Below are 22,732 nucleotides of genomic sequence, written 5' to 3'. Positions count from 1 at the left end.
CTCTATCTTAATCATATGGGGCTGTATTAAACATGGTCATGTTAACAGTTATTTCAAGAATACCGTGATGTCGATCGGTTTAGTTGAATGAAATTTGTTCAGCTCATGTCTTGGGGTTCGATATCGAGTGACCAACGTACTTTCTTCGAAAGCGGTAATTGGCGTATCGCAGGTAGTGCAATTGACAGGCGTTGTTGCAAAACTCTTCGGCTCGGTGCTTGAAAAATTAATTGCCAACGGAACCGTCCAGATCGACGATGCAAAGGCGCAGGGGCTGGGCCCATTACCGCACATTCATCATTGTCTAACGGACTGGCCTCAAACACGGTTCTGGCCTGATAAAGAAATTGCTCGACCATGTCACTCTGGTGCCCCTCGGCACGGATCAGAGCAAAGAAGCTGTACGGGGGTAATTGTGTCTGTTTACGTTCCATCAAAGCGGCACGTGCAAAACTGTCATATCCCTTATGCATAAGAGATTGCAACAGTGCATGCTCTGGGTGGTGAGTTTGAAGCAGTACAAAGCCAGGTTTGCTGGCGCGACCAGCTCGGCCTGCGACTTGAACAAAGAGCTGCGCCAGCCTTTCAGGCGCACGAAAGTCGTTGCTGAACAGCGCGCTATCCACATCCACTAGGGCAACCAGTGTGACATCTGGGAAATGGTGGCCTTTTGCCAGCATCTGCGTGCCAATGAGGATTTGATACTCTTTGTTGTGGATGGCATTGAGGTAGGACTCCAAAGCCCCTTTTCGACGGGTGTTGTCTCTGTCGATTCGAATGGTTTTGTATTCCGGGAAGAGCGTTGTTAAATGCGACTCTAATTGCTCGGTGCCGACACCGACACTGATAAGTTGTGTTGAACCACAACCGCCACATTGATGTGGAATGGGGCGTTGAGAGCCACAATGATGGCAGCGAAGTTCGCCACTTTGTTGGTGAAGCGTGTAGTAAGCATCACATCGCTTACATTCAGCCAGCCAGCCACATTCATGGCACATCAACGCTGGCGCGTAGCCGCGTCGATTCAAAAATAGCATCACCTGATTGCCTTCATTGAGGTGCTTACGCATCTCAGCAATCAAAGGGGCCGACAGTCCAGCTTCAAGATAGAGGCCTCGAATATCCAGCACGCCATGTTTGGCTTTCACGGCATTACCTGCACGCTTGGAAAGAGCGAGATGATGGTATTTACCTGTTGTGGCGTTGTGCAGGCTTTCTAATGAGGGTGTGGCAGACCCTAAAATGACGGGAATATTTTCTTCATGCCCACGCATCACGGCAAGATCGCGCGCGTGATAGCGGAATGAGTCCTGCTGCTTGTAGGAGGCGTCGTGCTCTTCATCAACAATAATGATGCCGAGAGATTTGCATGGCGAAAAAAGGGCAGAGCGGGTACCGATGAGAATAGCAGCTTCGTTATCTCTGGCTGCGACCCATGCGTTGAGGCGTTCTGTGTCGTTGAGACCGGAGTGAAGGACTTCTACTGGTACGTCAAAACGTTGTTTAAACCGGTTGATGGTTTGTGGCGTCAACCCAATTTCCGGTACAAGAATCAAGGCTTGCTGACCACGAGAAAGTACGGGTTCAAGTAGATTCAGATACACCTCAGTTTTGCCCGATCCCGTGACGCCTTCAATCAAGTAGCAGCCAAACTCTGGGTTGGCATTGATGGTAGCCACGGCCATTGCCTGCTCATGGTTGAGTGTCGGCTTGTCTTCGATCACGGCATAGCGTCGTTGCCAAGATTCGATAGGATTATCAATACACGCGGCAATCCACCCCTTTTCCTCAAGGGTTTTGAGTATAGGGGCTGATACCTCTTGTTCCAGTAAATCACTGTGGGTCATCGCCCCTGAGCGCAACAATGTCAGCACGCGCACTTGTTTGGGTGCGCGGCTTAATGCAGACATAGGTTGTTCTCGGCCTGCATCGGTGAGCGACCACAGTTTTTCTCGTTCGCGATACGCGGGTTTCCCTTTACGGAGGTGGCCGGGCATGACGGTCGCAAGAGCATCACCTAATGGATACTGGTAATAACGGCTCGCCCAGTTAAGCAATTTATATAAAGAAGGACGCCAAAGCGGCGATGTGTCCAAGACGGCGTTAATGGGCTTTATTTGCTCGAACGGAAATTCAGAGGTGTTAACCAATGCGGTAACAATGCCCACCTTATATTGCTTACCAAACGGTACGCGCACGCGACCACCCACGACGGGGACGTCATTGGTAATGCGATAATCAAAGGTCTTGTGTAGTGGAACCGGCAGGGCGACCTGCGCAATGGTTGGAGTCATTGAATGCGTACATTTTGGTTAAGGTGTATAGGCGACAGTGTACCTATGACAACGAAGGGCGAAAAGCATGCAGCGAAAAATTCTTTGGTGGTGTGTAGATAGCTGGTGATGAAAATGAATTGAACAAAAAAGTTGCGATCCGCGGTCACCTTGATTAGAATTTCGCGCCTTACAATTGTATGTTAACGACGTGTGGTGCCCGATAAGATCGGGAGAGCGACACGGCCTTTATTAGAGGTTATCCCTATGAAAGCTGGTATCCATCCAGAATACAAAGCTGTATCAGCAAAATGCTCTTGCGGCAACACTTTTGAATTCCGTTCTACTCTGGGTCGCGACATCAACCTGGACGTATGTGACAAGTGTCACCCATTCTACACTGGTACTCAACGTGTTGTTGATACCGGTGGCCGTGTTGACCGCTTCAACAAGCGTTTCGGCATGCTGGCTAGCAAGTAATCTTGTTAGAATAAAAAAAGGGGTGCGAAAGCACCCTTTTTTTATGCCGTTACAGCGTGTAAGACCTTTTACATCATTGAGTATAGGTAGACTATGACACTTATACCAATTGAACGAAGACGATGAATATTCGGGCTGTTTGAGGCTGCCTAATACAGCGTTGTACGATTTGAAGTAAGGGGTATGTGTACACCTAATCCGCGCCATTCTTGTGTCATCTCTCCTTTGTATTATTCCTCTGCGTCATATTTACTCGATTTTTTATTCCGATTGGTTTTATCCAAGTGAATGGCTGGTTCATTGAACGTCACTGCGTTAACATCTTGTCATTCCTTTTTTGTGCCGCCTATGCTTGACCTCTAAGCGTCATAGTCAGTGTGTACACTTTTCGTGTTATTAGTCAGCTAAACTCAAAGAATTAGCGGCACATTGTTTAGATGCAGTCAGGCATTTTGCGGTGGTGAAATGCGCACTTTGGCATTTCCCAAAACGGCTGTTTGCCCTTTTTAGCTTGCATGCAAGGCCAGCAGCAAAGTTTCTTCGCCAATAACAAATACAGTCAGGAAAACGACATGTCTGAAGACAAGCGCCAACAGGCTCTGGATTACCACGCCTACCCAGTACCCGGTAAAATTTCAATCGAACTTACCAAACCTGCAGATACTGTTGAAGATCTTGCACTGGCATACAGTCCAGGAGTGGCAGAGCCAGTGCGCGAAATCGCGCAAGATGCAGATAACGTTTATAAATACACTGCGAAAGGCAATTTGGTTGCGGTTATTTCAAACGGTACGGCGATTTTGGGTTTGGGCAACCTTGGTCCTCTGGCCTCAAAGCCTGTTATGGAAGGTAAGGCTTTGTTGTTCAAACGCTTTGCCGGTTTGGACTCTATCGATATCGAAGTGAAACACCGTACCATTGAAGAGTTCGTCGATACGGTGGCGAACATCTCTGATACTTTCGGTGGTATCAACTTAGAAGACATTAAAGCCCCTGATTGTTTCGAGATTGAAAAGCAACTGATTGAGCGTTGTCATGTGCCTGTCTTCCACGATGACCAACACGGCACCGCGATTGTGACGGCTGCAGGTATGCTGAATGCACTGGAGATACAAGGCAAAGACATCAAGGAATCGGTGATTGTGTGTCTGGGCGCGGGTGCCGCAGCGGTTGCATGTATGGAGCTGTTGATCAAATGTGGCGTACAGCGTGAGAAAATCTACATGCTGGATCGCAAAGGAGTTATCCATACCCGTCGTGATGATATCAACGAGTATAAGCAATTGTTTGCGAACAACACGGACAAGCGTACGCTTGAAGACGTGATTGAAGGTGCTGATATCTTCTTGGGTGTATCCGGCCCAGATCTTCTGCCTGCAGAAGCGCTGAAGCTGATGGCAGACAACCCAATCGTGTTTGCATGCTCTAACCCGGATCCAGAAATCAAGCCTGAACTGGCGCATGCTGTGCGTGATGATTTGATCATGGGGACAGGTCGCTCAGATTACCCTAATCAGGTAAACAACGTTTTGTGTTTCCCTTTCATCTTCCGTGGTGCGCTAGACGTACGTGCTAGTCGAATCAACGATGAAATGAAGTTAGCGGCGGTTGAAGCCATTCGTTCTCTTGCGAAAGAGCCGGTTCCGGCTGAAGTGTTAAAGGCTGCGCGTGTTGACGCGTTGACGTTCGGTAAAGATTACATCATTCCAAAACCGATGGATCCACGTCTGCTTCCACGCGTTGCGAAAGCGGTGGCTGATGCAGCGGTTGCATCTGGTGTTGCGCGTATTGAGATGCCTGAAAACTACATGGAAGATAAATAAGTCTTTCAGTCAGGCAACAAAAAGAAAACCAGCCAAACGGCTGGTTTTTTTGTCTTTGCGCTGACGAAGTTAATACTCTTCTTCGTTAAACTCGATACCGAGTTCTTTCATAATGCGCTTAGCTTCCACAGGCACGCTATCAGCTTTGTCCTTGCGAATATCATCATCCGTTGGCAATGGCTGACCGGTATATGCGTGTAAAAACGCCTCGCACAACAGTTCACTGTTGGTGGCGTGTCGCAGATTGTTTACCTGACGGCGTGTACGCTCATCGGTCAGGATCTTAAGCACTTTCAGCGGGATAGAAACGGTGATTTTCTTGACCTGCTCTTTCTTTTTTCCGTGCTCAGCGTACGGGTTAATATATTCGCCATTCCAGTCTGCCATTGGTCACCTTCTTAGCAGTTTATCTATACAAGTTGTTGTCAAGGCGGGAAACAACTCGCCCAAATTGGATGAACATCAAATTCTAGCGATATCGACCGCTATATGTAAAGACATATAGACGTCCAGAAGGATTGACGTCTCATAAATTAATGGTTAAGGTTGCGTATAATCTGCTCGAAATACGATCATTAAAGACAGGGAAGCACATAATGAACGACAAGAAGTCAGCAACCATCGCAGTACGCACTGGCATCACTACCGACTCTCAACATCATGCAGTGGTTCCACCTATTTATCTATCAACAAATTACGAATTCCCTGAATTTGGCGAAGTGCCAACGTACGATTATGCACGAGGCGGAAACCCAACACGTAGCTTGCTGGAAAAAGCGCTATCTGAACTAGAGCATGGTGCGGGTGCAGTGGTGACGAACTGCGGCATGTCAGCCATCAACCTTATGTTGTCATTACTTTCTCCTGACGATCTTATCGTCGCACCGCATGATTGTTACGGCGGGACGTACCGTTTGTTCGATTCACGTGCGAAGAAAGGGGCATTCAACGTTGCGTTTGTTGACCAGACGAATAGCACAGCATTGAACGCAGCTCTAGAGAACAACCCTAAGTTGGTGTGGATTGAAACCCCATCAAACCCGTTGCTTCGTGTGGTAGATATTGCCGAAATTTGTAAGAAAGCGCAGGCAGTTGGTGCATGGGTAGCAGTTGATAACACCTTCTTATCTCCCGCTCTGCAACAACCGCTAACGCTAGGCGCAGATTTTGTGGTCCACTCGACCACTAAGTTTATCAATGGCCATTCCGATACTGTTGGTGGTGTGGTGGTAGCGAAAGATGCCGAACTCGCTGACGAACTTAAGTGGTGGGGAAATTGTATTGGTGCAACCGGAAATGCGTTTGATAGTTATATGACGCTACGTGGATTACGCACCCTCAATGTAAGAATGCGTCAGCATGAAGAAAACAGTGCAGCGATTTTGGAGCTCCTTAAACATGAGCCGTTGGTGAAAGTTATTTATCATCCGTCGCTGCCAGAACACCCAGGTCATGAGATTGCGAAGAAACAACAATCAGGTTTCGGTGGAATGTTGAGCTTTGAGCTTAAAGGCAGCGAAGAAGAGCTGAAACTTTTCCTCGGCTCACTTAAGCTATTCTCTTTGGCCGAATCATTGGGCGGTGTGGAAAGCTTAGTTACCCACCCGGGCTCGATGACCCATCGCGCGATGTCAGACGAAGCGCAAGCTGAGGCGGGGATCGCTGCAACGCTATTGCGTTTGTCTATTGGTTTGGAAGATCATAGTGATCTGGTCGCAGACCTAAAATATGCATTTGATAAAGTAAGAGAGAGCCAGCAATGAGCGCGGTTGAAGCAGTATCCCCTCAACAGTTGCATTCCCGTCAGTTACACAAATTCGGCGGCAGTAGCTTAGCCGATCCAGATTGTTTTCGCCGCGTGGAAAAAATCTTAGAGCAATACAGTGGTGCGACCGACATTATCGTGGTGTCGGCAGCAGGAAAAACCACCAATAGACTGATTGAATGGCTGGCTCAGCTTAGTCTGGATGGCCGTCTTGCACACGAAAGCTTTCAAAGCCTGCGTAAATATCAGCAGGATCTTATTGAAAACCTGATTGAGGGTGATCAAAAGCAAGATCTTGTGGACTTGCTCTATAACGATTTCAGTGAAATGGCGAAAGCGGCGGAAGGACCGCTTTCAGATGCGCAGCGCGCATGGATTCAAGGCTTTGGTGAAGTCTGGTCAGCACGCCTGTTGTCATCACTGTTGACTCAATTTCGTCTGCCAGCAGTAAAGTTGGACTCACGCTCATTTCTTCGTGCAGAACGTGGTGCGCAACCTGAAGTGGATCGTGCAAGCTCGTGGCCGCTGTTAAAAGAACAGCTTATACAACATACCCAAAGACGCATCGTCATCACTGGTTTTATGGCGCAGAACAAAGCGGGCGAAACTGTATTGTTAGGTCGCAACGGTTCGGACTATTCAGCCACGATTATTGGTGCCTTGGCGGATGCCTCGCGCGTGACCATCTGGAGTGATGTGGCTGGCGTATATAGCGCAGATCCGCGCGTAGTAACCGATGCTTGTCTTTTGCCGCTGTTGCGGTTAGATGAAGCCGCAGAGCTGGCACGTTTAGCTGCACCTGTTTTACATACCCGCACACTCCAACCTGTGGCACAAAGCAATATTGATTTGAACCTTCGTTGCAGCTACGAGCCTGAGTCCGGCTCAACGCGTATTGAGCGGGTACTAGCTTCTGGCCGTGGCGCGAAGATAGTAACGGCGTTAAATGATGTGTGTGTGCTGCAGCTTGACGTACCGCGTTCACATGATTTTGTATCAGCACAACGCGACGTTGAAAGCTTACTGAGTAAAAAACAAATTCAACCGCTGGCGGCATCATCCAGCGCGGATCAGCATCGTATTCAGCTGGCCTACACGGGCGAAGTCGTTAACAGCGTATTAGAGCAGTTGCAGAACGCGGGTATCCCCGCAGAGATTCGTCTGCGTGAAGGTTTCAGTATGGTCGCAGCGGTCGGTGCAGGCGTCACCGCCAATCCTGTGCATTGCCACGGTTTTTACCAGCAACTGCGCGGACAACCGATGGAATTTATCTGTGAGTCATCCAATGGGCTCAGCATTGCCGCCTTGCTTCGTAAAGCCAACACCTCTTCATTAGTCGCGGATATTCACCGCCAGCTTTTTCAGGCACAACGACGCATTGGTTTGGTATTGCTTGGGAAAGGCAATATCGGTAGCCGTTGGTTATCACTTTTCAGCGAGCAAAAAGCGGCGTTGGAAAAACGCCACGGCATGAATTTCGAGCTGATTTCTGTTCAGGATAGTGATCATCAGTGGGTCGATTTTAACGGCATTGATGCAGCGACTGTGATGGATAAGTTTGCAGAGAAAGCGACGCGGTATAAAGAATCGGAGTGGATGGGACATCTCCTAAACCACCCGTTTGATGACATTGTGGTACTGGACGTCACTGCAAGCACCCCCTTGGCCGCACAATACACGGAACTGGCTGAGTTGGGTTTCCATTTGGTGTCAGCCAATAAAGTGGCGGGCTCGGCAAGCGCAGCGCTTTATCATCAGGTACAGGATGCGTTTTCAAAAACAGGCCGCTATTGGCTGTATAACGCGACCGTTGGGGCTGGACTTCCGATCAATCATACTGTGCGCGACCTGCGTGAGAGTGGCGATCAAATCATTGCACTGTCGGGTATTTTCTCCGGCACCTTATCTTGGTTGTTCCAGCAGTTTAATGGGGATGTGAAATTCAGTGAGCTTTTGGAACAGGCTTGGCAGCAAGGATTGACTGAGCCGGATCCACGCGAAGATCTCAGTGGGGCAGATGTGATGCGTAAGCTGGTAATACTGGCCCGCGAGTCAGGGTTAGCGTTAGAGCCGGAGCAGGTACAGGTACAATCATTGGTACCGGAAGCGTTAGCATCGTTGTCACTGGATAGCTTTCTCGATCAAAGTGCCAAACTGGATGAAACTCTTGAAGATTGGCTTGAAAAAGCCAGAAAAGAGCAGGGCGTATTGCGTTACGTTGCCCGCATGACCCGCGAAGGAAAAGCGCGAGTGGGTATTGAAGTATTGCAAGAAGAACACCCCTTAGCGAATCTGCTGCCTTGCGATAATATCTTTGCGATTGAAAGCCAGTGGTACCGTGAAAACCCCTTGGTAATTCGTGGGCCTGGCGCTGGACGTGATGTAACCGCAGGGGCATTGCTGTCAGATTTGAACCGAATTGCGTCGTTGCTGAAATAGGCGAATTTATGCGAGGAAAAAGCGGAGCATGATGCTCCGCTTTTTTGTATGTGAAGAACTTACATGTGGAACATGAATAAAATTCAAGTTAACCACGTTGACTTTGACTTGCTCGCAATTCATTATTTGGACATATAGACGGCTAAATGAGTCGTCACCAAAAAAGATTTTTCGGCGAGGATGCCGAGGTAGGGAGACATTATGGGTTATTCACACGCGAGCCATTTGGACGCACTCAATCAAAACCTTTCAGATTTGAACGGTGACATAAACGTGTCGTTCGAATTTTTCCCGCCAAGCACCGAGTCGATGGAGCAAACACTGTGGGCATCGGTTCAACGCCTGAAAACGCTCCAGCCTAAATTTGTTTCAGTGACTTACGGGGCGAACTCGGGAGAGCGAGATCGTACTCATTCCATCGTCAAAAGCATCAAGCAAGAAACGGGTATTGAAGCTGCGCCGCATTTGACCTGTATTGACGCCTCGCGCGATGAGTTGAAGACGATTGCCCGTGACTATTGGGAAAGTGGGATTCGCCATATCGTGGCATTGCGTGGAGATTTACCTGAGCAGGGGAAAAAGCCGGATATGTATGCCTCTGATCTGGTCGCACTTTTAAAAGGAGAGGCTGATTTTGATATTTCTGTTGCTGCCTACCCTGAAGTACACCCAGAAGCGAAAAGTGCCCAAGCCGATCTGATCAACCTCAAGCGTAAAGTGGATGCAGGCGCAAACCGTGCCATCACACAGTTTTTCTTTGATGTGGAAAGCTACCTGCGTTTTCGCGACCGTTGTGTGGCGGCAGGCATTGATGTGGAAATCATCCCGGGTATTTTGCCTGTATCGAACTTCAAGCAAGCGTCTAAGTTTGCCAAAATGACCAATGTGCGTATTCCACATTGGATGAACAAGCAATACGACGGCTTAGAAGATGATCCCGTCACACGTCAAATGGTGGGAGCAAGTAACGCCATTGATATGGTACGCGTGCTTAGTCGTGAAGGGGTGAAGGATTTCCACTTTTACACATTAAACCGCGCCGAACTGACGTATGCACTTTGTCATACGCTGGGCATTCGCCCGTCACTGTAGCGCTTAGATGGGGAAAAGAAAAAGCCGTCTTAGCGACGGCTTTTTAGGTTACAAGGAAGCGGCAACGCGAGGATGGCTTTCTGTACTTTCCATGATGTTCAGTTGCATCAACACCTCTTCAGCCCAAGTCAGCCATGCTTCTTTTTGTAAGATGTTGCGACGCAACGTCAAACGCTCCAAGCGGCCCTCCCGTGTAAGAATGGCGGACTCACTGTACTGACTTCTTTCTAGATCGCGATATCGGCTGAGCTGTATGCGTGCCTCATCCATTAACGCATGAATATGTTCGATCATTGGTGCGGCATCGAAAATACTGCAGGTGAGAAGCTTTGCTGAAATTTCGTCGCGGTCTGTGGGATGTTTGGCGGGAAGTAAAAACCATTCATAAAGGCTTTGCTTGCCAATTTCAGTGATGGAATAGACTTTGCGATCCGGCTTTCCGTCTTGAGGTTCAAGACGACAACTGACCGCACCTTGATCGGCAAGTTTATTCAGTTCTCGATAGACTTGCTGGTGACTGGCTTTCCAAAAGTACCCGATAGCACTGGAAAACTCTTTCGTTATATCGTAACCCGTTGCGTCGTGGTGGCTGAGCACCGTCAGAATAACATGTGGTAGTGACATCTCTTCTATCCAAAATCGTAAATGGCGATCCGTTGCCCGAGGATGTCGCTCTATGGCGAGTATTTATATTCCACTGCTCTGGGACGATCGACACGCTTTTTCTTCCTAACGATAACCACGCCAACGTGCACCGAAAACCTTATGGTGCAAAAGATCATCGTTATTAGTAACAAAGCGATTAGTTATATTCGATGTATTCTGCTTCAGAAAGATGGCGAAGCCAGCTTGTTCATCGCAGGACAACATATTAATAACATTATCAATGCAACGACAAACGAAAAAGCATTAATAAAGATAAAAAAGGCTGCAACATGGCAGCCTTTCTTATTTTTGAACCGATTTCTCATTTATCCGGTGTTGCGCATACCTGCCGCAATACCCGCGATGGTTACCATCAGCGCGTCGTCGAGAGGGGTGTGCTCTTCGGCTGATGCACGAGTACGGTGGAGTAGCTCAGCTTGCAGCATGTTGAGAGGCTCAACATAGATATTACGCAGGCGAATCGCTTCCGCACCCCACGGGTTTTGCTCCATTAGGTGATCGCTGTTTTCGACCATCAGTACCGCTTTGATATCCTGTGCCAGACGTGTGCGAAGCTGTTCACCCAGCGGCCACAATTCTTCCGCAACGAGTTGTTCGTCATAGTATTTGGAAATTGAAGCATTGGATTTGATGTAAACCATCTCAAGCATGCCCAGACGGGTAGAGAAGAATGGCCATTCACGGCACATCTCTTCCAATTGCTTCAGGTGACCGTGATCAATGGAGAATTGGATTGCCTGTCCGGCACCCAGCCACGCTGGCAACAGCAAGCGGTTTTGGCTCCAGGCGAAAATCCATGGGATAGCGCGTAGGCTTTCTACGCCGCCATTCGGGTTTCGCTTCGATGGACGAGAACCCAGCGGCAGTTTACCCAACTCCAACTCCGGGGTGGCTGAACGGAAGTACGGTACGAAGTCTTTGTTGCCACGTACAATGTCGCGGTAGGCTTCGCAAGAAACCTCGCTCAGCGTTTCCATCAGATCGCGCCATTCTTGTTTTGGCTCTGGTGGCGGTAGCAGGTTCGCTTCCAAAATCGCACTTGCGTAAAGGTTGAGGCTATTGATAGCAACATCCGGCAAGCCCAGCTTAAAGCGGATCATCTCACCTTGCTCTGTCACGCGCAGGCCACCTTTCAGGCTGCGAGGCGGCTGAGAAAGCAATGCCGCATGTGCAGGTGCACCACCGCGACCAATTGAACCACCACGGCCATGGAACAGCACCAGATCAACGCCTTGCTCTTCACATAGGCTAACCAGTGATTCCATTGCTTGATATTGTGCCCAGCCTGCTGCCATAACACCAGCATCTTTGGCTGAGTCAGAGTAACCAATCATGACCATCTGGAAGTTTTGAATGAAGCCACGGTACCAGTCGATGTTCAACAATTGGCGGATCACGGCTTCTGCGTTGTTCAAATCATCAAGTGTTTCGAACAGTGGGCAAACGTCCATGCGGAACGGGCAGCCCGCTTCTTTAAGAAGCAGGTGGACAGCCAGAACGTCAGAGGCTGTGCGTGCCATCGAGATGACATAGGCGCCCAGCGCCTCGCGCGGCTGTTCTGCCACAATGCGGCAAGTCTCTAGTACTTCCTGAACCTCATCAGAGGGTTCCCAGTCACGTGGCAACAACGGACGCTTTGAACTCAGTTCGCGAATAAGGAACGCTTGCTTGTCCTGCTCACTCCACTGACCGTAATCGCCCATGCCCAGAGTACGAGTGACCTCTGAAAGTACATTTGCGTGGCGAGTGCTCTCCTGACGGATATCCAGTTTAATGAGGTTCACGCCGAAGGTGCGAATGCGTCGCAGGGTATCGAGCAGCAAGCCATCTGCGATGATGCCCATGCCACACTCATGCAGAGATTGGTAACACGCATGTAGCGGTGTCCAGAGTTGGTCTGCATGGGTCAGAATATCTTTGTTATCTGCACGCTGGCCTTTGATTTTTGCATCGAGGTAATCCAACGTGTTGTTCAGTGTTTTACGCAGTGATTTTAAAATCGCACGGTAAGGTTCGTGTTCATCACCAGCCATGGCGCGTACAACGTCGTTACAGCGCGTCATTGAAAGCTCACTGATAAGCTCTTGCAGATCGCCAAGGTAAAGATCGGCGGCTTTCCAGCGAGAAAGCAATAACACTTCGCGTGTAACGTCAGACGTGACGAATGGGTTACCGTCACGGTCGCCACCCATCCAGCTTGAAATCTGAATCGGAGCCGCTTCAATCGGCAGGCCTCGACCTAAATGATGGTTCAACTTTTGATCAAATTGGCGCAGGAATTCGGGAACGGCTTGCCATAAGCTGTTTTCGATAACCGCATATCCCCATTTGGCTTCATCTAATGGGCTAGGGCGTTGTTGGCGGATAACGTCTGAATGCCATGCCTGGGCGATAAGTTGCTCAAGGCGAAGTTCAGCCTTGCTTCGTTCGCTTGAAGACAGATCACCAAGCTCCAGCTTTGACAGGCATTTGTTGATTTGAACGAGTTTATGAATGGTGGTACGACGCGCTATCTCTGTTGGGTGCGCGGTTAAAACAAGCTCAATTTTCAGATCGTTTACGGCTTTATCCGTGTCTGTTGGCGAAACATCGTTGCCTTTCAGACGCATAAACAAATCGTCTATCGAGTCAGGGCTACACACAGACTCTTCGCAGTGGCGAGAAACAGAATGGTATTGTTCGGCGATATTCGTCAGGTTCAAAAACTGACTGAATGCACGCGCAACCGGTAACATCTGGTCATTTGGCAGGTTTTGCAGAACATCGATCAGTTTCTCATGATCGTCTTTATTGCCTGCAGAAGCAGATTTAGAGAGCTTACGGATCTCTTCCACTTTCGCTAGTAATTCGTCACCATGGGCATCTTTAATTGTGTTACCCAGTAAGTGACCTAGCATACTGACATTACTCTTCAGAGCGTCGTACTTGTCATTCATAATGCGTCCGTTTCGTAACTTTGTTACATCCAAATTGCAATCTTAACGGCTCAATCTAGCCAATTACTGCCCCATTGGTCAATCATCCTTGTACATATAGTTTTGTAATTTCGCTCGCATCCCTTGATAGCTCAGGTGTAGAGCGGGATGTAACAAAATTACAATGTATCGCGTTATCTATGTCCTTTTTTAAAGGTACCGTGTTGCGTCGGTTTATTTTGCCTTTGTTATTGACATTAGTCATTTATAACGTTAAAAAACACATATAAATTCATTTTATATGAATAAACAACTAAAAATAGCTCATGGAAGCAAAGAGCAGGTACGATATCAAGATGGACAAGTTTTCAACACCCCTTCTTCAGCGACGACGCCGACGTTAATCATTAGCGTTGGGTATATCGTGCCCCTCTCACAGCTGAGCAAGCTGAATGCATCATCATTCATCATTGAACAAAAAACGGATTTTTCATGCTAAAGACAGTGATTGTCGGTGCCAGTGGTTATACCGGTGCCGAGCTGACCAAAATGGTCCACCTCCATCCTGAGCTTGTATTGAGCGGTTTGTTTGTGTCTGAGAGCAGCACAGATGCCAACACACCTATCAGTGATCTTCATGGCACCTTGAAAGGGCTGGTCGACCTCCCGCTTCAACCGCTTAAAGATATTGCTGCTGTCGCGAAGTCTGCGGACGTGGTTTTTCTAGCGACCGCCCATGAAGTAAGCCATGACATTGCACCGACGTTTTTAGCTGAAGGCTGTAAAGTCTTTGACCTGTCTGGTGCTTTTCGTGTTCAGTCCGACAGCTTCTACACCGATTACTACGGTTTTGAACATCAATATGGCGATTGGCTGGAAAAAGCGGTTTACGGCCTTGCTGAGTGGAATGAAGCTGCGATTGCGACAGCGGACTTAGTGGCTGTGCCAGGTTGCTACCCAACCGCGTCACAACTGGCACTTAAACCTCTGATCGATAGCGGCCTGTTGGATGTGAATCAATGGCCCGTGATTAATGCCGTGAGTGGCGCTTCTGGTGCGGGTCGCAAAGCATCAATGACAAACAGTTTCTGTGAGGTCAGCCTTCATGCCTACGGTATCTTCAACCACCGCCACCAACCTGAGATTGCAGCACATTTAGGCTGCGATGTGATTTTCACTCCGCACCTTGGCAATTTCAAACGCGGCATTCTTGCCACCATCACGGCCAAACTGGCGGATGGGGTGAGCGTAGATCAAATCACGAACGCGCTAACAAGCGCATACCAGGATAAGCCTTTCGTTCGTCCACTGGGTGCGGGCCAAAGTGCCAAGTTGCAATCGGTGCAAAACACGGGCTTTTGCGACATTGGCTGGTCTGTAAGCGGCCAGCACATCATCTTAACCTCTGCTATTGATAACCTGCTTAAAGGCGCTGCTAGCCAAGCCATGCAGTGCGTGAACATCCGTTTCGGTTTTCCTGTTTTAACGGCCATTGTGTAGGAGTGCATTCATGAGTTTACGTCCTTTAGTCGTCAAGTTGGGTGGTGCAGCCCTGTCCTGCACAGAAACGTTAGAAAAGCTATTCAGTGCGATGAGTGAATATAAAGACTCCGCGCATCGAGAGTTAGTGATAGTCCATGGTGGTGGTTATCTGGTTGACGACTTGATGAAAGCGTTGAACTTGAAGGTCGAGAAAAAACAGGGCTTGCGTGTCACGCCAAAAGACCAAATCAATGTGGTTGCGGGTGCATTAGCCGGTACGGCGAACAAGTTGCTGCAAGGTGAAGCGATTAAAAGTGGCATCAACGCGGTTGGTCTGAGCCTTGCTGATGGTGGTCTGTGTAAGATTGAGCAATTTGACCCAGAACTTGGCAACGTAGGTAAAGCGTCTCCAGGTAGCTCTGCGGTGTTGCAAGCCATCTTGTCGACAGGTGCGGTGCCTATCATTAGCTCAATTGGAATCGACGAAGACGGTGAGCTGATGAACGTAAATGCGGACCAAGCAGCGGTGGCAGTAGCAGCAGCATTAGATGCCGAACTGGTTCTACTGTCGGACGTGAGTGGCGTCTTAAATGGCAAAGGTAAGTTGATGCCAACGTTGGATGAAAAGCTTGCGAATGAATTGATTGAAAGCGGCGTGATCACCGATGGCATGATTGTCAAAGTGAATGCGGCGTTTGATGCGGCGAAAGCCTTAGGAAGACCGATTGAAGTGGCGACGTGGCGTTATCCTGAAAAGCTGTCCGAGCTTTTCAATGGCGGCAACATCGGCACCCGTTTTACCGTATAACCGAATTTTTAATCGTTACCGCCTGTACTGACCGTCAGAGCGGTGAACAAGGAGTAGTGACATGAGCGATATCAAAAAGGTAGTACTTGCATATTCTGGCGGTCTCGATACGTCGGCGATCATTCCATGGTTGAAAGAAAACTATGACTGTGAAGTGGTGGCGTTCGTCGCAGATGTGGGCCAAGGCGAAAAAGAACTTGTTGGCATCGAAGAAAAGGCAATCGCTTCGGGTGCATCGGCGTGTTACATCGCCGACTTGAAAGACGAGCTGGTGGCGGATTATATCTACCCAAGCTTGAAAACTGGCGCTGTATACGAAGGCAAGTACCTTCTCGGTACCTCGATGGCACGCCCAATTATCGCCAAAGCACAGGTGGAATGTGCGCTGGAAGTGGGCGCAGATGCACTGTGCCACGGTTGTACGGGTAAAGGAAACGACCAAGTGCGTTTTGAAAGTGCCTTCGCCGCACTGGCACCGCAACTGAAAGTGATTGCACCTTGGCGTGAGTGGGACCTTCGTTCACGAGAAGCCCTGCTGGACTACCTGGCAGAACGTAACATCCCATGTACTGCAAGCCTTGAGAAAATCTATAGCCGTGATGCAAACGCATGGCACATTTCTACCGAAGGTGGCGTGCTGGAAGATACGTGGAATGCACCCAATGAGCTGTGTTGGATGTGGACCGTTGATCCGGAGCAAGCACCAGATCAATCAGAAACCGTCTCTTTGCTGGTTGAGAAAGGCGAAGTGGTCGCGGTTGATGGCGAGGCTATGAGTCCGTATCAAGTGCTGACGACGCTGAACGAGAAAGGTGCACGTCATGGTGTAGGCCGTATTGATATCGTCGAAAACCGTCTGGTGGGCATGAAGTCGCGTGGCTGCTATGAAACGCCAGGGGGCACGATTATCATGGAAGCGTTGCGTGGTGTTGAGCAACTGGTGCTGGACAAAGATTGCTTTGAATTCCGTGAAGAGTTGGGTTTGAAAGCGTCTCACCTGATTTACGACGGTCGTTGGTTTACACCACTGTGTAAGTCGATTCTTGCGGCTGCGGACACAATCGCAGAGGCTGTAACGGGTGAAGTGGTAGTGAAACTGTACAAAGGACACGCTACAGTAGTGCAAAAGCGTTCACTCAACAGCCTATACTCGGAAGAGTTTGCGACATTCGGTGAAGATGAAGTGTATGACCAAAGCCATGCTGGTGGCTTCATCCGTCTTTACTCGCTGTCGAGCCGTATTCGCGCGCTGAACGAGAAAAAACAAAAATAGACAGCAGCTGGAAGCAATAGGGTTTTAAGGAGAAGTACATATGGCGTTATGGGGCGGAAGGTTTAGTCAGGCAGCTGATACACGTTTCAAGCAGTTTAATGATTCGCTGCGTTTCGACTATCGCCTCGCAGAGCAGGATATCGTGGGCTCGATTGCGTGGTCAAAAGCCTTGCGTTCTGTGAGTGTCCTGACGGAGCTAGAGCAGCAACGTTTGGAGCTCGCGCTTAATGAAATCAAGCTGGCTGTGATGGAAGATCCAGAGCAGATCCTGCGCTCCGATGCTGAAGATATTCATAGCTGGGTGGAGCAGCAACTGATCGCCAAAGTGGGCGATTTAGGTAAAAAGCTGCACACGGGCCGTTCGCGTAACGATCAGGTCGCGACTGACCTCAAACTATGGTGTCGTCAGCAAGGCCAACAACTTCTCCTTGCTCTCGATAAGCTGCAAAACCAAATGGTTCAGGTGGCGGCAGAAAACCAAACCACGGTACTGCCAGGATACACCCACCTGCAACGCGCCCAGCCCGTGACGTTTGCACACTGGTGTCTGGCCTACGTTGAAATGTTCGAGCGTGATTACTCACGTTTGAATGATGCACTGAACCGTCTAGACACTTGCCCATTGGGTTCGGGTGCCTTGGCGGGGACGGCATACCCGATAGATCGTGAAGCACTGGCGCATAGCTTGGGCTTCCGTCGCGCAACCCGTAACAGCTTGGACTCGGTGTCTGACCGTGACCATGTGATGGAGCTGATGTCAGTTGCCTCGGTGTCCATGCTTCACTTGTCTCGGATGGCAGAAGATCTGATTTTCTACAACTCAGGCGAGTCGGGCTTTGTTGAGCTAGCCGATACGGTGACATCTGGTTCTTCGTTGATGCCACAAAAGAAAAATCCAGATGCGCTGGAGCTTATCCGTGGAAAAACAGGCCGTGTTTACGGTGCCATGTCTGCGATGATGATGACAGTTAAAGCGCTTCCGCTTGCATACAACAAGGACATGCAGGAAGACAAAGAAGGCTTGTTTGATGCGCTGGATACTTGGTTTGACTGTATCGAAATGGCCGCACTTTGTTTTGATGGCATCAAAATCAACAAAGCACGTACGTTGGAAGCGGCGATGCAAGGCTATTCGAATGCCACCGAACTTGCTGATTACCTTGTCGCTAAGGGCATTCCGTTCCGTGAAGCGCACCATATCGTCGGTGTTGCGGTTGTTGCCGCGATAGAAAAAGGCTGTGCACTCGAAGAGATGTCTTTGGAAGAGATGAAGCAATTCTCTTCCGTGATAGATGAAGACGTGTATCCAATCCTGACCATTGAGTCTTGTCTTGAGAAACGCTGTGCCCTTGGCGGCGTGGCACCGAATCAGGTGGAGTATGCGATCAGTCAGGCGGAGAAGCGTTTAGAGAAACGCTACTCGCCGAGAGTGAAAGTGCGTGGTGCTCGCTTGACGGATCTCGATGCCATTGAAGGCATGGTGGTGTACTGGGCAGGTCTTGGTGAAAACCTGCCGCGTGAGCGCAATGAACTAGTACGTGATATTGGCTCGTTTGCGGTGGCTGAGCACCAAGGTGAGGTCACAGGTTGTGCCTCGCTATACGTGTATGACTCCGGTTTGGCCGAAGTGCGCTCACTGGGTGTGGAAGCTGGCTGGCAGGGGCAAGGTCAGGGAAGCGCTATCGTAGAGCACTTGCTGAAAAAAGCGCAGAACATGGCGATTAAGAAAGTGTTTGTGCTGACCCGTGTGCCAGAGTTTTTTATGCAGCGAGGCTTTATTCCAACATCGAAGTCATTGTTGCCTGAAAAGGTCATGAAAGATTGTGAACGTTGTCCGCGCCTCCACGCATGTGACGAGGTGGCCTTGGAGTTCACGTTTGATCAGGACAGGTTGATTGCCAAGGTAAACGTGGCGTAAAGACAAGCCACATAAAAGACTCTCGATATTGCTAAGAACCGACCTCTGGTCGGTTTTTTTTCGTCTCAGGTAAGGGCTTTTTAAACGGCATAAGCACGAGATGGAGAGATAGCAAGAGCGCACTGGCACCGGCGGCAAAGAGCAAGGAGATGGACTCGATAGACTTAGGCGTGTCACTGAATCCGACAAACCAAAGTGGCCAAAGGATGGCATTCATGACGGCAAGCTGAACCATACAGCGCTTACAACGGCCAAGCTTGGCGCGAAGGGAAAGGGAGGCATCTTTGCAAAAACGGCAGCTCATTGTTTCTCAGCCAGTTATCGAGTGACTCTGCGAGCCTACAAAGAAAAAGGCCCTCCGTAAAGGAGGGCAAAGTGCAAGAGTTAAGGGGATTAACTTTTTGTGGAAATTAATTATGGGTTCAACAGCCTGGTCCACAATCCAGACAGTGTTTAATCATTTCAGGACCGAGGTGCAGTTTTGCATTCAGGTCACGTAACGCAGTACGAACGCCTTCTTCGATAACCGGATGGTAGAACGGCATGTCCAGCATCTGTGAAATCGTCATCTGGTTTTGGTGCGCCCAAGCCAGCAGGTGCGCCAAGTGCTCTGCGTTTGGTCCCATCATTTCTGCGCCAAGGAAGCGGCCAGTACCTTGCTCGCCGTATACGTGCAGAACACCTTTGTTACGTAGCATCACACGTGAGCGACCTTGGTTTTCAAATGACACTGCGCCCGTTTCAAAACAACCGCAGGTACCCAGACGTGCCGTGATTTCTTTGTAGGTTTCGCCCACCATTGCGATTTGTGGATCAGAGAACACAGCAGAAATTTTGCTGCGGCGAAGACCTGCACGAATATCTGGGAAGCGACCTGCGTTGTCACCCGCAATTCGGCCTTGATCGGCGGCTTCGTGTAATAACGGAAGCTGGTTGCTTGCATCTCCGGCGATGAAAATTGACGCGACGGATGTTTGCATTGTGTACGGGTCAGCCGTTGGTACGCCGCGGGCGTCCAATTCCATACCTGTGTTTTCGATATCCAGTTTATCGACGTTTGGACGACGGCCGGTTGCGGCCAGTACATAATCAACCGCGATACGCTGGGTTTCACCTTGCTTATCGAGATAGCGGATATGGACTTTATCGCCTTCACGCACCATCTCTTCTACTTTCGCGTCAGCGTCCAGATAGAACTCTTCATTGAACGCTTTGTCGGCGTAGGCCATGACAGTAGGGTCGGTGAGCGGGCCAACTTGACCACCAACACCAAACAGTTTCACTTTCACACCTAGGCGATGCAAAGACTGGCCGAGTTCAAGGCCAATAACACCAGGGCCGAAAACGGCAACAGACTCGGGGAGGTCGTCCCACTCGAAAACGTCATCATTGATGATCAGTCGATCACCCAAATCATTCCAAGGCGCTGGCCATGCTGGACGAGAACCCGTTGCGATAACAATGCGTTTGGCTTCAATGCGTGTGTGGTCATCGACCATTAGCGTGTTGTTATCAATGAATTTTGCGTATCCCGCGATTTTGTCTTCTGCAGGGATTTCTTCTACGCCTTCCAAAACGAAGCCAACGAAACGGTCACGCTCGCGTTTTACGCGGTCCATGACTTCTTGACCGTTGATCTTGATGTCGCCTTGAGGGTAAATACCAAAGCCGGGGGCTTTTTCAATGTGATGAACCGCTTCTGCTGCGGCGATTAACAGCTTTGATGGCATACAGCCAACACGGGCACAGGTTGTGCCGTAAGGACCACCTTCGACTATCACGACATTGTCTGCATGGGCTTTTGCTGCGCGATAGGCACCTAGACCTGCGGTACCACCGCCGATAACGGCTACATCAACGTTCAAGGTTTTCATTGTTCTTCTCCAGATAACACTCATTCCAGAAGGCGCGAAAAAAGGCAATTTAGCTGCTTAAATGATTAGGGCAGCTTGCGCTGCCCTATCGGTGATTATGCGAAGTAAGCTTCAAGCTCGTCGCTGCCACCAATGTGCTTACCGCCGATGAACACTTGAGGTACCGTCGCACGACCGCTTACTGCGCGAAGGCTAACTGTGGTTGCATCTTGGCCAAGTACAATCTCTTCAAACTGTAGCTTGTTGTCGATCAGCGTTTGTTTTGCTTTCGCACAAAATGGACAACCTGGTTTGCTGAATACCGTAATTGATTCTTGCAGTTTGTGCTCTGGTGCTACGTAAGCCATCATTGTATCTGCGTCAGAAACTTTGAACGGGTCACCTGGCTCGTTTGGCTCAATGAACATTTTTTCTACCACGCCGTCTTTCACCAGCATGCTGTAGCGCCATGAACGCTGACCGAAGCCCAAATCATCTTTTGCTACCGCCATACCCATACCGCGAGTGAACTCTGCGTTACCGTCTGGGATAAAGGTAATGTTTTCTGCTTCTTGGTCTGCTTTCCATGCGTTCATTACGAACGTATCGTTTACAGATACACACAGAATTTCGTCAACGCCGTGCTCTTTAAATACAGAATGCAGCTCGTTGTAACGTGGCAGGTGTGTAGATGAGCACGTTGGTGTAAATGCACCTGGCAGGCTGAATACAACGACTGTTTTACCGGCAAATAGCTCATCTGTGGTCACGTTAACCCATGCATCTCCCTGACGAGTTGGGAATGTAACGCTTGGTACTTTCTGACCTTCTTTATTAATAAATTCCATGGTAATACCCCTTAAATGATTTCTTTGTTTTCAGTTCTTTAATCCGGTGTTCCCGGTTGATGTGTGTATATTAGTGCGATTAGGGTGGATAGATCTAATTGATTGGGTTTATCATTTCGATAAGCAAAACCTATCGAAGAGGTATCGTGTGAACATTCGTGATCTTGAGTATCTGGTCGCGCTCTCTGAGCATCAGCACTTTCGCAAAGCCGCCGAGGCGTGTTTTGTCAGCCAGCCCACGCTGAGTGGTCAGATCCGTAAACTGGAAGACGAACTGGGTGTGGTGTTGCTAGAGCGAACCAGCCGAAAAGTATTATTCACGGATGCAGGGATGCAGCTTGTCAGGCAAGCACAGAAAATACTAATGGAAGTGAAAGTACTGGAAGAAATGGCCAGTCAGCAGGGGGAAGAGATGTCTGGTCCGCTGCATGTGGGGTTTATTCCAACCGTAGGTCCTTACCTTTTACCGCATATTGTGCCTGCGATTAAAAAGGCATTTCCAGATCTTGATCTCTTCTTACATGAAGCGCAGACGAGCCAACTGGTTCAGCAGCTGGAAGAGGGCAAACTCGATTGTATGATTTTGGCGACGGTTAAAGAGACGGAGCATTTTATTGAAATGCCGCTTTACTACGAGCCAATGATCCTCGCCATACCAGAGAGCCATCGCTGGTCAAAAGAAAAAGAAGTGTCAATGGACTCACTGAAAGGTGAAACATTGTTGATGTTAGCGGACGGTCATTGTCTTCGTGATCAAGCGATGGGTTTTTGTTTCGCTGCGGGTGCGAATGAAGACGCGCGTTTTCGTGCAACCAGTTTAGAAACGCTTCGCAATATGGTGGCGGCAGAAACCGGTATTACCTTACTGCCAAAACTGTCCGTACCGGAAAGTATGCACCGAGATGGTGTGGTGTATGTGAAGGCGGTTGGCCCAGAGCCGCAACGTCTTATCACCCTGGATTACCGACCAGGTTCTCCGCTTCGGGCGCGTTATGAAAAGCTGGCTAGCGTGATTGCTGATGCCATGAAATCGATGTGTAACGCTGTTGAATAGAGAAAGGCACCTTTCGGTGCCTTTCTTCGTTAAGCAAATGTGC

17 protein-coding genes are annotated in these 22,732 nt (G+C 49.2%); 10 read left to right on the top strand and 7 right to left on the bottom strand.

Going from position 1 to position 22,732, the window contains the following annotated elements; translation table 11 throughout:
• Positions 1-98: 98 nt before the first annotated feature.
• Complete coding sequence (gene priA / locus B5D35_RS05110; protein ID WP_078751514.1) at positions 99-2,294, bottom strand: primosomal protein N'; 2,196 nt, start codon at positions 2,292-2,294, stop codon at positions 99-101.
• 246 nt (positions 2,295-2,540) lie between these two features.
• On the opposite strand from priA, the gene rpmE reads away from it, so the two are divergent.
• Positions 2,541-2,753, top strand: a complete 213-nt coding sequence (gene rpmE, locus B5D35_RS05105) for a 50S ribosomal protein L31 (RefSeq protein WP_078751513.1) — start codon at positions 2,541-2,543, stop codon at positions 2,751-2,753.
• 572 nt (positions 2,754-3,325) lie between these two features.
• Entirely contained in the window at positions 3,326-4,576 is a 1,251-nt protein-coding gene (locus B5D35_RS05100; protein WP_078751512.1) for a malic enzyme-like NAD(P)-binding protein, read from the top strand.
• A gap of 69 nt (positions 4,577-4,645) precedes the next feature.
• Here B5D35_RS05100 and metJ read toward each other — a convergent pair whose 3' ends face one another.
• Positions 4,646-4,963: a met regulon transcriptional regulator MetJ gene (gene metJ / locus B5D35_RS05095; protein ID WP_067412787.1), complete on the bottom strand. Its 318-nt coding sequence runs from the start codon at positions 4,961-4,963 to the stop codon at positions 4,646-4,648.
• Positions 4,964-5,172: 209 nt separating this feature from the next.
• Here metJ and B5D35_RS05090 point away from each other — a divergent pair, with 209 nt between their 5' ends.
• From B5D35_RS05090 to metF, 3 genes are all read left to right on the top strand, one after another.
• A complete protein-coding gene (locus B5D35_RS05090; protein WP_078751511.1) occupies positions 5,173-6,339 on the top strand; it encodes an O-succinylhomoserine (thiol)-lyase in 1,167 nt (388 codons plus the stop codon).
• A complete protein-coding gene (locus B5D35_RS05085; RefSeq protein WP_078751510.1) occupies positions 6,336-8,780 on the top strand; it encodes a bifunctional aspartate kinase/homoserine dehydrogenase II in 2,445 nt (814 codons plus the stop codon). Before B5D35_RS05090 ends, B5D35_RS05085 begins: the two co-directional genes overlap by 4 nt.
• Before the next feature lie 201 nt (positions 8,781-8,981).
• Complete coding sequence (metF, locus tag B5D35_RS05080; protein ID WP_078751509.1) at positions 8,982-9,872, top strand: methylenetetrahydrofolate reductase; 891 nt, start codon at positions 8,982-8,984, stop codon at positions 9,870-9,872.
• Between the two features lie 48 nt (positions 9,873-9,920).
• Here metF and B5D35_RS05075 read toward each other — a convergent pair whose 3' ends face one another.
• Together B5D35_RS05075 and ppc are read right to left on the bottom strand one after the other, a co-directional pair.
• Positions 9,921-10,496, bottom strand: a complete 576-nt coding sequence (locus B5D35_RS05075; RefSeq protein ID WP_078751508.1) for a PadR family transcriptional regulator — start codon at positions 10,494-10,496, stop codon at positions 9,921-9,923.
• A 347-nt stretch (positions 10,497-10,843) separates the two neighbouring features.
• Positions 10,844-13,474 carry a phosphoenolpyruvate carboxylase gene (ppc, locus tag B5D35_RS05070; protein WP_078751507.1) on the bottom strand — a complete coding sequence of 877 codons (2,631 nt, stop codon included), beginning with the start codon at positions 13,472-13,474 and terminating at the stop codon, positions 10,844-10,846.
• Between the two features lie 471 nt (positions 13,475-13,945).
• Between ppc and argC the strand changes: the two genes are divergently transcribed.
• The 4 genes from argC to argH all read left to right on the top strand — a co-directional run bounded on the left by argC (position 13,946) and on the right by argH (position 18,934).
• Positions 13,946-14,953 carry an N-acetyl-gamma-glutamyl-phosphate reductase gene (argC, locus tag B5D35_RS05065; RefSeq protein ID WP_078751506.1) on the top strand — a complete coding sequence of 336 codons (1,008 nt, stop codon included), beginning with the start codon at positions 13,946-13,948 and terminating at the stop codon, positions 14,951-14,953.
• A 10-nt stretch (positions 14,954-14,963) separates the two neighbouring features.
• Complete coding sequence (gene argB / locus B5D35_RS05060) at positions 14,964-15,743, top strand: acetylglutamate kinase (RefSeq protein WP_078751505.1); 780 nt, start codon at positions 14,964-14,966, stop codon at positions 15,741-15,743.
• A 61-nt stretch (positions 15,744-15,804) separates the two neighbouring features.
• A complete protein-coding gene (locus B5D35_RS05055; protein WP_078751504.1) occupies positions 15,805-17,016 on the top strand; it encodes an argininosuccinate synthase in 1,212 nt (403 codons plus the stop codon).
• A 40-nt stretch (positions 17,017-17,056) separates the two neighbouring features.
• A complete protein-coding gene (argH, locus tag B5D35_RS05050; protein ID WP_078751503.1) occupies positions 17,057-18,934 on the top strand; it encodes an argininosuccinate lyase in 1,878 nt (625 codons plus the stop codon).
• Positions 18,935-18,965: 31 nt separating this feature from the next.
• On the opposite strand, the gene B5D35_RS05045 is transcribed toward argH, so the two are convergent.
• From B5D35_RS05045 to B5D35_RS05035, 3 genes are all read right to left on the bottom strand, one after another.
• Positions 18,966-19,238, bottom strand: a complete 273-nt coding sequence (locus tag B5D35_RS05045; protein WP_078751502.1) for a DUF3624 domain-containing protein — start codon at positions 19,236-19,238, stop codon at positions 18,966-18,968.
• A 118-nt stretch (positions 19,239-19,356) separates the two neighbouring features.
• Positions 19,357-20,808: a dihydrolipoyl dehydrogenase gene (locus tag B5D35_RS05040; RefSeq protein WP_078751501.1), complete on the bottom strand. Its 1,452-nt coding sequence runs from the start codon at positions 20,806-20,808 to the stop codon at positions 19,357-19,359.
• Between the two features lie 95 nt (positions 20,809-20,903).
• On the bottom strand, positions 20,904-21,635 hold the full coding sequence (locus tag B5D35_RS05035) for a glutathione peroxidase (protein ID WP_078751500.1): 732 nt from the start codon (positions 21,633-21,635) through the stop codon (positions 20,904-20,906).
• Between the two features lie 148 nt (positions 21,636-21,783).
• On the opposite strand from B5D35_RS05035, the gene oxyR reads away from it, so the two are divergent.
• On the top strand, positions 21,784-22,689 hold the full coding sequence (gene oxyR, locus B5D35_RS05030) for a DNA-binding transcriptional regulator OxyR (RefSeq protein WP_078751499.1): 906 nt from the start codon (positions 21,784-21,786) through the stop codon (positions 22,687-22,689).
• The last annotated feature ends 43 nt before the right edge of the window (positions 22,690-22,732 follow it).

Source organism: Enterovibrio nigricans DSM 22720, assembly GCF_900167155.1.
In the GTDB taxonomy this organism is placed as follows: domain Bacteria; phylum Pseudomonadota; class Gammaproteobacteria; order Enterobacterales; family Vibrionaceae; genus Enterovibrio; species Enterovibrio nigricans.
This window is presented reverse-complemented; position numbering and strand designations above follow the sequence as displayed.

Bases quoted from the DNA above. Each gene is read 5' to 3' on its own strand.
- priA (WP_078751514.1), bottom strand. From the start codon at position 2,294: ATGACTCCAACCATTGCGCAGGTCGCCCTGCCGGTTCCACTACACAAG.
- B5D35_RS05035 (WP_078751500.1), bottom strand. From the start codon at position 21,635: ATGGAATTTATTAATAAAGAAGGTCAGAAAGTACCAAGCGTTACATTC.
- B5D35_RS05040 (WP_078751501.1), bottom strand. From the start codon at position 20,808: ATGAAAACCTTGAACGTTGATGTAGCCGTTATCGGCGGTGGTACCGCA.
- metF (WP_078751509.1), top strand. From the start codon at position 8,982: ATGGGTTATTCACACGCGAGCCATTTGGACGCACTCAATCAAAACCTT.
- B5D35_RS05075 (WP_078751508.1), bottom strand. From the start codon at position 10,496: ATGTCACTACCACATGTTATTCTGACGGTGCTCAGCCACCACGACGCA.
- argB (WP_078751505.1), top strand. From the start codon at position 14,964: ATGAGTTTACGTCCTTTAGTCGTCAAGTTGGGTGGTGCAGCCCTGTCC.
- metJ (WP_067412787.1), bottom strand. From the start codon at position 4,963: ATGGCAGACTGGAATGGCGAATATATTAACCCGTACGCTGAGCACGGA.
- B5D35_RS05090 (WP_078751511.1), top strand. From the start codon at position 5,173: ATGAACGACAAGAAGTCAGCAACCATCGCAGTACGCACTGGCATCACT.
- argH (WP_078751503.1), top strand. From the start codon at position 17,057: ATGGCGTTATGGGGCGGAAGGTTTAGTCAGGCAGCTGATACACGTTTC.
- B5D35_RS05055 (WP_078751504.1), top strand. From the start codon at position 15,805: ATGAGCGATATCAAAAAGGTAGTACTTGCATATTCTGGCGGTCTCGAT.
- ppc (WP_078751507.1), bottom strand. From the start codon at position 13,474: ATGAATGACAAGTACGACGCTCTGAAGAGTAATGTCAGTATGCTAGGT.
- rpmE (WP_078751513.1), top strand. From the start codon at position 2,541: ATGAAAGCTGGTATCCATCCAGAATACAAAGCTGTATCAGCAAAATGC.
- B5D35_RS05045 (WP_078751502.1), bottom strand. From the start codon at position 19,238: ATGAGCTGCCGTTTTTGCAAAGATGCCTCCCTTTCCCTTCGCGCCAAG.
- argC (WP_078751506.1), top strand. From the start codon at position 13,946: ATGCTAAAGACAGTGATTGTCGGTGCCAGTGGTTATACCGGTGCCGAG.
- B5D35_RS05085 (WP_078751510.1), top strand. From the start codon at position 6,336: ATGAGCGCGGTTGAAGCAGTATCCCCTCAACAGTTGCATTCCCGTCAG.
- B5D35_RS05100 (WP_078751512.1), top strand. From the start codon at position 3,326: ATGTCTGAAGACAAGCGCCAACAGGCTCTGGATTACCACGCCTACCCA.